Source organism: Sphingobium sp. (assembly GCF_003248505.1).
Taxonomy (GTDB): domain Bacteria; phylum Pseudomonadota; class Alphaproteobacteria; order Sphingomonadales; family Sphingomonadaceae; genus Sphingobium.
Map to the genome: position 1 here is coordinate 71,306 of NZ_QFOA01000006.1, position 12,498 is coordinate 83,803.

Consider the following 12,498-nt stretch of genomic DNA (forward strand, 5'->3'; position numbering starts at 1 on the left):
GAGGCCGTCCGGCAACCAATGCGACCCCAGTAATGGTTCGGCTTACACCAAAGATGCTCGAGGCAATTGACGGGTGGGCGCGAATGCACGAGTTCGGGCCAATCACCCGGCCAGAAGCAATTCGCCAGTTGATTACAATCGGCCTGGGCGTTCCTCACGACGAAGACTGATTTAGCTTCCCGACCTGTCCACCGTGCCCCCAAAGTCGGAGAGGGCACGAAAGCGGGCGAGCTCCTCATCGCCAATTTCCCGCTCGACGGGGCCGCGGGCGCCGCGCTGGGCATCGACGCGCCATCCTGACCTCTTGGCGCCCCTGGGAAGCCAAGCGGGGAGACAAGCGTCTCCCCGTCCACGGGCGCGATAGGCCACCGTGGGTGCAGGTTGTGCGTGTGTGGGTGCTTCTTGATATGGCCGACCAGGCCATTCCTTTCCTCTTAAACCCCTGTGAGGGTAAACATCACTATTTCCAAACTCGCGCCTCTCCGGCGGCTTCCGCCCGTTTGAGGGCGGCCTCCAGCGCGGGATCGATCGCTCTCCGGCCCAGCGGGGCCGCCTGGGGCGCAGGGCTGGCAGGGGTGGGGGTTTTTGCCGCGCGGCGGCGGCGCGCCTCCCGGAGGTTCAGGAAGCGCGCTTTCACAGCCTTCCCGGCATCGCCGACGGCGCGGCCGAGGCGACCGATGTCGAAGTGGTAGGCGTTCGTGGCCTGGACGCGTTGCGGCCCGGCCTCGCCCACATTGGTGGTCCGTTCGCTTCGCCGCACCCAGTCGAGGAAGCCATGTTCGCGCAGGCGCTTCAGCGCGTCGACGACAGCGTTCTTCGACAGTGCCGTTAGCTTCATCAAAGCTGTGATCGCTGGATCGCATTTACCGGATTTGAAATCGGTACATTTGTATAGCATCGTTTCTAGAACACGTATTCCGTTAGCCATCAGCGGGCTGCGCTCGCCCTTCTTCTTGTGGACCAGGTCATATTCCTTCGCCGCGCGGAGCCAGTCATCGGCCCATGCGAGCCCGCCCGCCTTCGTCCCGTCCGCGATCGGGCGGAAGACGTCCGCCTGTCGGCTGTCCACGTCGAAACTGTGCCGCCAGACGGGGTCCGCGCCGCGGCGCTTGCCCCCCAGCTTGCCGCCCGCATCCCTGAGGAGCTTGCGCGTATCGCGAGCAATTGCGCGCGCGTCGGCAGCGGCGCTCATGCGCAGGATGTCCGGCAAAATATTGAGGCATTGAGCCCAAGGTGACATGACCGCCCGCACGAGTGATTCGCGCGATGCCCCCATTGATTCTTACACTGCTCGAGCACAAAATGCCCCCTTGTCAGTGCAAGACAGCCCTTAAAGGGCTTTAATGGCGGTGCCGGCTGAGGGGATCGAACCCCCGACCTTCGGTTTACAAAACCGCTGCACTACCGCTGTGCTAAGCCGGCGCGCCATGTCGGCTGGCCCCTTACTATCAGATCACGCCAAAGGTCCAGCCCTCCGTGCACGCAATCTGTCGCGTCAGCGCAGGAGGATTCCACAAGGCAGGATCGTCGGCGACATGGCGCAGCCACGCCGTGGTCAGGATCGCGTCCGTGGAATGGTCGTCATAGCGGGGAAGCGGGCTGTGCGGTACGCTGCCGAAGGCTGCGAGGGCGGTGTCGAGCGAAACCCCATCTCGCATCTTCGACCGGCCCTTCGGCAGAAGCGCGGCGCGGGCGGCGAGCGCGGTGTAGATTTCGACGATCAGCGGCCCCACCTCCGGCACCGGGTCGAAGGGCCAGACGGGCACCTTCCCCCGCAGCCGGTGGAGCGTGCGCATTCCGGTAAGGCTCGATTTTCCTACCTGCGCCGCTCCGACGAGGTTGAAGCAACTATAGGGGGACAGGCCCATCGCCGCCTGCCCGGTTTCGCACACGCGCAGCCGACCGCGGCCCACAGGGAACAGGTCGCCGCAATCGCGTAACTGGCGGAAATGCCGCTTGACCTCCGCATGGCTCAGCAAGCTGCCGACCGAAAGATGCGGGTCGTTTTGGGCCATGGCCTCCACCATCGCCCATAATCGCTTCGCATCGCCGGGTGATTCGTCCCATCCGGGGAAATAGCTGCCATGGTCGAGGAAGGGGAAGGCGGGCGAGAGGTCCAGGCCGATGAGCAGGCGCGTGCGAGCCTGCGCGTGGGCGCCGAGCCAGTCGGTGATCCCCTGCCGGGTCCATCCGCGATCCGGGCGGAGCAGTATAGGTGCGCGGTCGTCGCGCTTGGCGATGGCGAGCGCCAGCCCCCTGGGATGCTCGACCGCTTCGCCCGACCAGTCGATAACGGCGAAATGGTCGAATCGCGGCGTCACTCCGACCGGCGTTCGGCGCGCAGCCGGTTCCAATAGGCGATGCGTTCGGCCACCCGCGCTTCGTAACCGCGGTCGGTCGGCGCGTAGAAGGTCTGCGGCGTCATCTCGTCCGGCCAATAGTTCGCGCCCGAAAATCCTTCTTCGGTATCGTGGTCATATCGATAGCCCTTGCCGTAGCCGACCTGCTTCATCAGCTTCGTGGGCGCGTTCACGATATTCATCGGCGGCATCAACGATCCGGTTTCCCGCGCCGAACGGAACGACGCCTTCATCGCTGCGTAGGCGGCATTCGATTTGGGCGCGGTCGCGCAATAGAGGCACGCCTGCACGATCGCCAGTTCCCCTTCGGGAGAGCCGAGAAATTCATAGGCATCCTTGGCGGCGAGGCATTGCACCACCGCCTGCGGATCGGCGAGGCCGATGTCCTCCGTCGCGAAGCGGACGAGGCGGCGCAGCACGTAGAGCGGCTCCTCGCCCGCCGTCAGCATTCGCGCGAGATAATAGAGCGCCGCCTGCGGATCGGACCCGCGCAACGACTTATGCAGCGCGGAGATGAGGTTGTAATGCCCCTCCCGATCCTTGTCGTAGACCGCGACCCGGCGATGAAGCAGCGCCGACAGCCCGGCGGGGTCGAGCGGATCGGCGATGTCGATGGCATAGAGCGTTTCGACCTGGTTGAGGAGAAAGCGCCCGTCGCCGTCCGCGCTCGCCAGCAACGCTTCCCGCGCGGCGGGGTCGAGGGGGAGGGGGCGCTGCACCAGCGCCTCTGCGCGGTCGAGCAGCAGGCCGAGCGCTGCGGCGTCGAGGCGGCGCAGGATCAGCACCTGCGCGCGGGAGAGCAGGGCTGCGTTCAGTTCGAAGCTGGGATTTTCGGTCGTCGCACCGACAAGCGTGACGGTGCCGTCTTCGACGAAGGGCAGGAAACTATCCTGCTGCGCGCGGTTGAAGCGATGGATTTCATCCACGAAGAGCAGGGTCTTTTCCCCCCGCCGCGCATGGTCCCTGGCAGCGGCGAAGACCTTCTTGAGGTCGGCGACGCCGGAAAAGACGGCGGAGATCGGTTCGAACCGCATCCCCACGGCATCGGCGAGCAGGCGGGAGATCGTCGTCTTGCCGGTACCGGGCGGTCCCCAGAAGACGATCGAGGACAGGCGCCCCGCCGCGACCATCCTGCCGATCGCGCCGTCCGGGCCGGTCAGATGCTCCTGCCCGACCACATCGGCGAGCGTGCGAGGGCGCAGGCGGTCGGCGAGGGGCGCTGTATCCGCGCCGTCGTCGGTGCCGGGAGGTTCGTCGGGCGCGAAAAGATCAGGCATCTTTGGCGATATAGGATGGCGCGCGGTCAGGGAACAGGGCTGGACCGGGGCGCAAGGCCCTGCGCGCGCTGACGGATGACACGCAAATAGGTATCGACGAGCGCCTGGTTGACCTGATCCCACCCGTTGCGTTCGGCGCGCGCCTGCGCGGCCCTGCCCGCGTCGGCGCGGGCGCCGGCATCGGTGCAATAGGCCTGAAGCGCATCGGCGAAGGCCCCGATCGCGCCGGGGCGGATTAGGCGGCCTGTCACGCCCTGCGTCACGAGGCTTTCGCTGCCGGTCGCGCGCGCGGCAACGGTGGGCAGACCGCAGGCCATCGCCTCCAGCGTCACGTTGCCGAATGTTTCGGTGACCGACGGGTTGAAGAGCATGTCCATGCTGGCAACGGCACGGCCCAGGTCGGGGCCTTTCTGAAAGCCGGTGAATACCGCGTCCGGCAGGCGATTTTCAAACCACTGGCGGGCGGGGCCCTCCCCCACCACCAGCACCTTGTGCCGGACGCCGCGTGCGGTGAGTTGGTCGATGGTGTCGGAAAAGACGTCCAGCCCCTTTTCCATCACCAGTCGACCGATGAACCCGATGACCGGCACGTCGTCCGCGATCCCGAGTGCCTGCCGCCAGCCAAGGTCGCGGCGAGCCGGGTTGAAGATGTCGCGGTCGATGCCGCGCGTCCAGATGCCGACATCGTAGCTCATCCGCTGGTCGCGCAGCAATTGCGCCATCGAATCGGACGGCGCGACGATGGCGTCGCAGCGGCGATAGAAACGGCGCAGCATCGATTCGACCAGCGGCTCGAGGAAGGCGAGGCCATAATAGCGCGGATAGGTTTCGAACCGCGTGTGGACCGATGCGACGGTCGGCAGATTATTGTCCCGAGCCCAAGTGACGGCGCGGTGGCCCAGCGGGTCGGGGCTCGACACATGGACGAGATTGGGCGTGAAGGCGTGCAAGTCCTTTCTGAGCGCCCCCGACAGCCGGTAAGGAACGCGATATTCCTTGCGCCCCGGCACGGCGAAGGACGGCGCGCTTACCAGATCGCCCGCCGGTTCGAAGGCCGGAGTGGTGACGGTCGGCGAATAGACGCGCACCGCCGCGCCCTGGCTCAGCAGATAGCCCACGAAGCGGTTAAGCGCCTGGTTCGCGCCATCGCGCACATAGTTGTAATTGCCGCTGAAGAGCGCGACCCGCAGACCCGTGACATCCATCAGCCGCCCCTTAACGCAGGATTGGGTAAAACCCAAGAAAGCAAGAAGGCCGCCACTTGCACGCAATAGGCCGTCGCGTCACCTGTACGAACATGGCATGGCGCAGCGCATGACGACCCCTTTCATGAGTGTCGAGGCCCTGCTGGTGGGCATGCCGCGCCCCTTTCGCGGAAAGGATCACAGCGCCATCGCCAAGCAGCCGGTAGCAGGCCCGGTCCGCATTGCATGGGATGGCTTTGCGGGCGATGCCGTTGCCGACCGCATCCATCATGGCGGCTGGGACAAGGCGATCCACCTTTATCCGCAGGACCATTATGGCTGGTGGCTCGACCGGCGGCCCGGCGATCCGCTGCTCGCCGCTCCCGGCGCCTTCGGGGAGAATGTGGCGTCGCGGGGAATGACCGAGGAAGACATTTGCCTGGGCGACCGCTTTTCGCTCGGCACCGCCATCGTCGAGGTCAGCCACGGGCGGCAGCCCTGCTGGAAGCTCGACCACCGGTTCGGCGGGCGTGACGTGATGGCGACGATCATCAAGACGGCGCGCTGCGGCGTTTATTTTCGCGTCGTCCGCGAGGGGGAAGCGCAGGCGGGCGGGCGGATGGAACTGCTGGAGAGGCCTTTGCCGGACTGGAGCGTGGCGCGCCTTTTCCGCCTGCTGATCGGCGGAGGGCACCGGCACGATCCCGACGCTGTGCGCCAGCTGGCCGATATGAAGCTGCTGGCCGAAATATGGCGCGACCGGGCGCGCAAGCTTTCGATCTAAGGCGCCGGGTGAAGGAGTGCCGGGCCGCCATGCCACTGGCGCCGGGCGCGGCGCGTCCCTATAGCCACAAAGATGGCATCGACCCAAAAACACAGGAAGCCCGCCAGGGTGCGGCCCGCCGGATTTCCGACCCGCGACCAGATCATCGCTTTCATCGCCGAATCCGACACGCCCGCAGGCAAGCGGGAAATCGGAAAGGCGTTCGGGCTCAAGGGGCAGGAGAAGATCGCGCTCAAGGCGTTGCTCAAGGATATGGCGGACGAAGGGCTGATCGACATCGGCCCGGCGCGCGCTTTCCACAAGATGGGCGGCGTACCCAAGGTCACGGTGTTGCGGATCGTCGACGTCGACGACACGACGCTGATCGCCACGCCCGAGAAATGGGAGGCCGAAGGGCAGCCCGCGCCGCGCCTGCGCGTGATCGAGCGGGGGAGAAAAGGCGCGTTCACTATCGGCGACCGTATCCTGGCTCGCACCGAGGAGGCCGGGCGCGGCTGGATCGCGCATCCGATGAAAAAGCTCGCCAAGGCCAGCGAGGAATTGCTGGGCGTGGTGGAGGAGATGGCCGACGGGAAATTGTGGCTGCGCCCCGTGGACAAGCGCATCCGCAAGGATACGCCGATCAGTGACGTTGGCGAGGCGAAACCGGGCGATCTGGTGCTGGCCGAACCGCATGGCCGCCCGCCGCGCATTTCGGCGCGGGTGACCGATATATTGGGCGACCCCTTCGCACCGCGCAGCTTCAGTCTGATCGCGATCCACAAGCATGGCATTCCCCATGTCTTCCCCGACCGGGCGGAGGAGGAGGCGGAGAAGGCGTCCGTCCTGCCCCTGCATGAGGACAAGCGCGAGGATCTGCGCCATTTGCCCATCGTCGCCATTGATCCGGTCGATGCGCGCGATCATGACGATGCCGTCTGGGCAACACCCGACGACGATCCCGCCAATCCGGGCGGCTACAAGGCTGTCGTCGCGATTGCCGATGTCAGCTATTATGTCAGGCCGGGCAGCGCGCTCGACAAGGAAGCGCGCAAGCGAGGCAACAGCGTCTATTTCCCCGACCTCGTCGTGCCGATGCTGCCGCATCAGCTGTCCTCCGACATGTGCTCGCTGCGGGCGGGGCAGGATCGGGCGGCCATGGCGTGCCACCTGACCGTCAACGCGGAGGGAAAGGTGACGGCATGGCGCTTTACCCGCGCGGTGATCCGGGTGGCGGCGGTGCTGGCTTATGAGGATGCGCAGGCGGCGATCGACGGGCAAAAGGATAACGATCTGCTCGAACCGGCGCTGAGGCCGCTCTGGGCCTGCTGGGCGCTGTTGCGCAAGGCGCGGCAGGCGCGCGATCCGCTGGCGCTCGACTTGCCCGAACGACGCGTGGTGCTGGACGAGAGAGGGCATATCGTCAGCGTCGCGGTACGTGAACGGCTCGACGCGCACATGCTGATCGAGGATTATATGATCGCCGCCAACGTCGCGGCGGCCAAGGCGCTGGAGCAGAAGAAGTCCCCGGTCATGTACCGGGTCCACGAACCGCCCAGTCGCGACAAGCTGGTGGCGCTGAAGGACTATCTGGCGACCTTCGACATCGCGTTCGCACTGGGGCAGGTGGTGAAGCCGTCGACCTTCAACCAACTGATCGCAAAAGTCGGGGATGCCGAGGAAAAGCCGCAGATCATGGAGATGATCCTGCGCAGCCAGACCCAGGCCTATTATAGCCCACAGAATATGGGGCATTTCGGGCTGGCGCTGGGCAGTTACGCGCATTTCACTTCGCCCATACGCCGCTATGCCGACCTGCTGGTACACCGTGCGCTGGTCGGGGCCTACGGGCTCGAACTTCCCGCGCCCAAGGGGAAGGACATTCCCGAGCGAACGGCGCTGAGCCAGGACGACTACGAGAATATGGGCCGCGTCGGCGAGATGATATCGGGTCATGAGCGTCGGGCGATGGAGGCCGAGCGCGACACGGTCGACCGCTATGTCGCCGCCTACCTCGCCGCGCATGTCGGCGAGGTCATGCCCGCTCGCATCACCGGGGTGCAGAATTTCGGCTTTTTCGCCACGGTCGAGGGGCTGGGGGGCGACGGGCTGGTGCCGGTGTCGACCATGGGCGCGGAGCATTTCTTCTACGACGAGGCGGGACGCGCGCTTCAGGGCGTTGAGAGCGGGGATCGCTATACGGTCGGACAAAGGCTGGATTTGCGGCTGGCGGAGGCCGATCCGGTCACCGGGTCGCTCCGCTTCGAACTGCCCGACAGTCCCGCGCCGCGCGGCGGGCCGATGAAGCGGGACCGCACGCGCCCCGGTACCCGGCGCGGGCGTCCCGCAAACATCCGGCACATGGGATCGAAGCGCGGCAAGCAGAAACGGTAGCGCTATTCCGCCGCCAGCGTGACGACCAGCGCGTCGCGCCAGGCAGGGAGCGCCGGGTCGACCGGGTGTATCGCGGTGACGCCGTGCAGGATGCGGCGGTCGTCGATCAGCATCGCGTCGCCGGGATCGGTGAGGGTGAATTCGCCCAGCGGCGACCCGTTCGCCGCGCCGATGCGTGTGACGCCCTCGCGCACATTGTGCCGCTCGATCAGCATCACCAGCACATGATCGACGCCGTCGCGGTGCATTCCCTCGGGCGTGGGCTGGCCGCTTTCGGCGGCGCTTGCCTCGATGCGGAACTGGTGCATTTCGACATGGCGTCGGCGGGAGGGGGACGCTGGGAAACCGGCGTTGCAGAAGGCGAGAATCGCCTGCATCGCGGGCAGCGCGACGGTGTCGTCCGCCACCGGATCGAACCAGCGCTGCACATCGCCGTTCAGCCGGTTATAATCCCGGCTTTGATAATGGGGCTGGTGCGGCTTGCGGACGAAGCGCCCCCGATCCAGCGCGAAAGCGGCATGGCGGCGGCGGCGATAGCGCCCACCGTCCGCCATGTAGAGATCGGGACCGAGGTCGTTCCAGCTTGACGCCAGCGCACGCCACGCGCCGGCGTCGATGGAAAGATGGCGCAGAAGGTCGCGACCCGCGATCCGGGCGTAGCCCTCCATCGCCAGCGACCGGTGGAGGGGGGGAAGGCAGTCCGTGTCGTTCATCGCGTCATCCTTATGCCGATGAAGAAACGAACGGCAGGGCCGCTTTCCCCACGGTGGATCAGGCGATGGTGGGGACGATGCCGCCTTCCACCCGGAGCGCAGCGCCGTTGGTCGCGGCGGCAAGCGGGCTGGCGAGGTAGGCGACCATGGCGGCGACCTCATCCGCTTCGATCAATCGCCCGATGAGCGAAAGCGGGCGCAGGGCGGTGAAGAATTCCGCTTCCCGATCCGCCTCGGGCGCGTCCTTGTCGGCGACGACCGAGCGGATGAAGTCGACGATCCCCTCCGACCGGGTCGGTCCGGGCAGGACGCTGTTCACCGTGACGCCGGTTCCGCGAGTCTGTTCGGCAAGGCCGCGCGAGATGGAAAGCTGGGCCGACTTGGTCATGCCGTAGTGGATCATTTCCGGCGGAGGCAGGAGGCCGCTTTCGCTGGCGATGAAGAGGATGCGGCCCCAATCGGCTTTCAGCATCCGGGGAAAATAATGGCGGGCGAGGCGCGCACCGCTCACGACATTGACTTCGAACAGGCGATGCCAGTCATCGTCGCTGATCTGGGCGAAGTCCTTCGCTTCGTAGATACCGAGATTATTGATGAGGATGTCGGTGTCCGGGACCGCCGCGATGAGCGTGGCAGCCCCTTGCGCCGTCGCAGGATCGGCCAGCACCGGGTTCACCGCGCCGCCGATTTGGGTCGCTGCCGCATCGAGTTTGGCGCGGTTGCGACCGGTGACGGTGACGGCGACGCCCTCCTGCGACAGGCGCTGGGCGATGGCGAGGCCGATGCCGGCGGTGGAGCCGGTAACGATGGCGGTCTTGCCGGCGAGCTTGAGGTCCATGGGCTTTCCTTCCTCATAAAGAGACAGCGATGTGGACAACAGATAGCATGTGTGAAATTGATGATTAGAGGGACGTAATGAACTTCAGAAGTGAATCCGGCGCATGAATAACCATCTGGCGGACGTGGAGAATTTCCTGGTCGTGGCGAGCGAGGGCAGCTTTGCACGCGCGGCGCGGACGTTGCGGCTGACCCCGTCGGCGGTGAGCCGGTCCGTCGCGCGGCTGGAAAAGCGGCTGGGCGTGTCCCTCATCCGGCGGACGACCCGTTCGCTGGCGCTGACGCGCGAAGGGCTTGCCTATCGCGACCGGATGCGCGCGATCCTGAGCGACATGTTCGATCTGGAAGCGGCGCTGACGGAGGCGGCGCAGGGGCCGCGCGGGTTATTGCGCGTCAACGCGTCGCCTTCGTTCGGCGTGGAGTGTCTCATCCCGTTGCTGCCGCGCTTTGCCGACGCCTATCCCGCGATCACCGTCGACCTGACGCTGACCGACGCGATCGTCGATCTGGTCGAGGAACGGGCGGACATCGCCATCCGCATAGGCCCGCTGCGCGACACGCGGTTGCGCGCGAAGAAGCTGGGACGCAGCCGCATGGTGCTGGTGGCGAGCCCGGACTATTTGGCGCGGCGGGGAACGCCAGGCAGCCCCGACGCGCTCGATGCGCACGACTGCCTGCGCTTCAGCTTCCGCCGGTCGGTGGACAGCTGGCCCTTCCTGATCGACGGGCAACTGATCCATCGACCTGTCGAAGGGCGCTTCTTCGGCAATTCGGGCGAGGTCGTGCGGCAGATGGCGGTGGCGGGATGCGGCATCGCGCGGCACGGGCGCTTCCATGTCGCGTCGGACCTGCGCGCCGGGCGATTGGTCGAGGTGCTCGCGCAATATGACGCGGGCGACGGCGAGGATATCCACGCGCTCTACGCGCCGGAGGACCGGGCGGCGGCGCGGATCAGGGCGCTGCTGGATTTCCTGGAGGCGGAGATGCGGGTGGAGGGGTGAGGGGAAGGTGCACGCCGTTGCCACAGGTGTGGTGCGGGTGCGTGGGGTAACTGACGACCATTTGCGGCCCTTCACGTTCGGGAAATGCGTGCCCGATTGCAGGCATAACTGGTGCGTGGTTATGTAAAGCGATGAGCGACAAGAATCTTACGTTGGAGCAGATGGATACTGAGGTGATTTTTTATCACCTTGCAGACGAACGAGCTTACTTCGAATGGCTGGAACGCATTTCTTGCGTCGAAAGCGTGAAGGGCGACGGTGCGAGAGGGCTGGTGGTCACTTTAAAGAAGGGGCCAGACGAAGACGATTTGAGGCAGTTTCTTGCCTTGGCTCAGCGCTATGGTCTGGATATGCGCAAGTTCGCTAAGTTTGAAACTGAGGCAAATCGGGCATGGTTCCGCGATCCAAAAATGTATTGGTTCGACGGTGTCTTTAGTGAGGAAAAACCTTCCGACTGAACGGCAGCTATCTAATAAATCCGGCGTTAGAGCAGACAGTCCTCTACCCACCCATCTCTCCCCCCTCACCCAATCCAATATGGCACGATCTGGCGGTTGTCGGGGTCGACGTGGATGGGTCTGTCCGCCGGGGGGAATGCGCGCTGGTCGCAGCTTTGGCGGGGGCAGAGGCGGCAGGTGATGCCGATGGGCGTGGCGGCACCCTCCACTTCCAGTTGCAGGCCGTCGGCATAGACGAAATTCGCCGCATGCGCCGTCTCGCAGCCCAGCACCACGGCGAAGCGGCGCGGGGTGCGCTTGTAGCTGCCCGACGGTTTCACCAGACCCTTCGCCATCGAGACATAGCGCACGCCATCGGGCGTTTCGCCGAGTTGCACGTTGATGCGGTCGGGGACGGCGACGGCTTCGTGCACGTTCCAGAGCGGGCAGGCTCCGCCGAAGCGGGCGAATTGCAGGCGGGTGGCGCTGTGCCGCTTGGTGATGTTGCCCGCCATGTCGACGCGGCAGAAGAAAAAGGGAATGCCGCGCAGTCCCGGCCTTTGCAGGGTGGACAGGCGATGGCAGGCCTGTTCGAAACTGACACCGAAGGTGCGGGCGAGCCGGTCGATATCGTGGCGCATCGCGCGGGCGGCTTCGCGGAAGGGGGCATAGGGCATCAGCAGCGCGCCCGCGGCATAATTGCCGAGCCCGATGGCGAGCAGCCGGTCCGCGCCGGGCACGGGCAGCGCCGCCTTGCCCACCACGTCGCCGATCACCGCCTGCCCCTCCAGCATCATGAGCTGATGGGCGAGCATGAACTTGCGGCTTTCGGTGGGGAGCGCTGCGTTGATGAACAGCTGGCGGTCGGCGGCGCGATAGGCGCGCAGGGCACTGTCGGGGGTTTCGGCGATCAGCGTCGCGATGCCGTGGCGGCGGGCGAGCGCTTCGACCAGCATCCCTTCGTCCAGCACCTGCCCCTGGGTGAAGCTTTCCGCCATCTCCTCCGCCAGGCAGTCGAGTGCATGGACGTAATTGCCCGCTTCGTGGAACCAGTCGCGCGCGGCCTCCCAGGGGAGGCGGGCCTGCACCTCATGATCGTTGCCGATCGCTTCCTCGATCATGTTGATGCGCTCGTTGGCGCGCATATGGGCGTTGTAGAGGTCTACATAGCGTGCGGCGAATTCGGGGAATTGCAGGTGCAGCTTCTCGATCCGTTCGGGCTCCATGGGCGGGCCGGGCAGTTCGGGGTGGCCAAGTGCGTAGGTGAAGGCGCCGAGCAGCTGTTCCTCCTCGCGCGCGTCGAAGCTCGCCCAGTCGGTGGGGAAGGCGCTGGCGACCGCGGCCTTCACCTTGGCGGTAAGGGGGCGGTCGTCATTCTCCAGCTGCGACAGATAGGAAACGGATATGCCCAGCGCGTGCGCCATCGTCGCCTGATCCATGCGATGATCGAGGCGCAGCTGGCGCAGGCGGGGACCTGCGAAGATTCGATTGCCGCGTGCCATATTCCGCACCCTATTTTGCGAAGTTGAGAT

At 65.7% G+C, this 12,498-nt stretch carries 11 protein-coding genes and 1 tRNA gene; 4 read left to right on the forward strand and 8 right to left on the reverse strand.

The genetic code is table 11. The features are described 5' to 3' along the window. Window positions 1–460 precede the first annotated feature (460 nt). The 5 genes from DI606_RS04545 to DI606_RS04565 form a co-directional block, all read right to left on the reverse strand. Window positions 461–1,192: a hypothetical protein gene (locus DI606_RS04545; protein WP_293980135.1), complete on the reverse strand. Its 732-nt coding sequence runs from the start codon at window positions 1,190–1,192 to the stop codon at window positions 461–463. Window positions 1,193–1,350: 158 nt separating this feature from the next. Then, window positions 1,351–1,422, reverse strand: a tRNA-Thr gene (locus DI606_RS04550). Between the two features lie 26 nt (window positions 1,423–1,448). After that, the gene (locus DI606_RS04555; RefSeq protein WP_293980137.1) at window positions 1,449–2,321 is read right to left on the reverse strand and encodes a hypothetical protein; all 873 of its coding nucleotides are present in this window, start codon (window positions 2,319–2,321) and stop codon (window positions 1,449–1,451) included. Further along, window positions 2,318–3,637: a replication-associated recombination protein A gene (locus DI606_RS04560; RefSeq protein WP_293980139.1), complete on the reverse strand. Its 1,320-nt coding sequence runs from the start codon at window positions 3,635–3,637 to the stop codon at window positions 2,318–2,320. The genes DI606_RS04555 and DI606_RS04560 overlap by 4 nt, the downstream gene beginning before the upstream one ends. Before the next feature lie 26 nt (window positions 3,638–3,663). Continuing rightward, window positions 3,664–4,842 carry a glycosyltransferase family 1 protein gene (locus DI606_RS04565; RefSeq protein ID WP_293980141.1) on the reverse strand — a complete coding sequence of 393 codons (1,179 nt, stop codon included), beginning with the start codon at window positions 4,840–4,842 and terminating at the stop codon, window positions 3,664–3,666. A 109-nt stretch (window positions 4,843–4,951) separates the two neighbouring features. On the opposite strand from DI606_RS04565, the gene DI606_RS04570 reads away from it, so the two are divergent. Together DI606_RS04570 and rnr are read left to right on the forward strand one after the other, a co-directional pair. Further along, complete coding sequence (locus DI606_RS04570) at window positions 4,952–5,605, forward strand: MOSC domain-containing protein (RefSeq protein ID WP_293980143.1); 654 nt, start codon at window positions 4,952–4,954, stop codon at window positions 5,603–5,605. Between the two features lie 72 nt (window positions 5,606–5,677). Further along, window positions 5,678–7,978 (forward strand): ribonuclease R, encoded by a 2,301-nt coding sequence (rnr, locus tag DI606_RS04575; protein ID WP_293980145.1) that lies wholly within the window; start codon window positions 5,678–5,680, stop codon window positions 7,976–7,978. Window positions 7,979–7,980: 2 nt separating this feature from the next. Here the strand turns inward: rnr and DI606_RS04580 are convergent, their stop codons facing one another. Together DI606_RS04580 and DI606_RS04585 are read right to left on the reverse strand one after the other, a co-directional pair. After that, window positions 7,981–8,691, reverse strand: coding sequence for a 2OG-Fe dioxygenase family protein (locus DI606_RS04580; protein WP_293980147.1), 711 nt, complete (start codon window positions 8,689–8,691; stop codon window positions 7,981–7,983). A 58-nt stretch (window positions 8,692–8,749) separates the two neighbouring features. Continuing rightward, entirely contained in the window at window positions 8,750–9,529 is a 780-nt protein-coding gene (locus tag DI606_RS04585; protein ID WP_293980148.1) for an SDR family NAD(P)-dependent oxidoreductase, read from the reverse strand. Between the two features lie 103 nt (window positions 9,530–9,632). Here DI606_RS04585 and DI606_RS04590 point away from each other — a divergent pair, with 103 nt between their 5' ends. Next, complete coding sequence (locus DI606_RS04590) at window positions 9,633–10,529, forward strand: LysR family transcriptional regulator (protein ID WP_293980150.1); 897 nt, start codon at window positions 9,633–9,635, stop codon at window positions 10,527–10,529. A 131-nt stretch (window positions 10,530–10,660) separates the two neighbouring features. Further along, window positions 10,661–10,987, forward strand: a complete 327-nt coding sequence (locus tag DI606_RS04595; protein ID WP_293980152.1) for a hypothetical protein — start codon at window positions 10,661–10,663, stop codon at window positions 10,985–10,987. 65 nt (window positions 10,988–11,052) lie between these two features. Here the strand turns inward: DI606_RS04595 and DI606_RS04600 are convergent, their stop codons facing one another. Beyond that, window positions 11,053–12,468, reverse strand: coding sequence for a short-chain fatty acyl-CoA regulator family protein (locus DI606_RS04600; RefSeq protein ID WP_293980154.1), 1,416 nt, complete (start codon window positions 12,466–12,468; stop codon window positions 11,053–11,055). Between the last annotated feature and the right edge of the window lie 30 nt (window positions 12,469–12,498).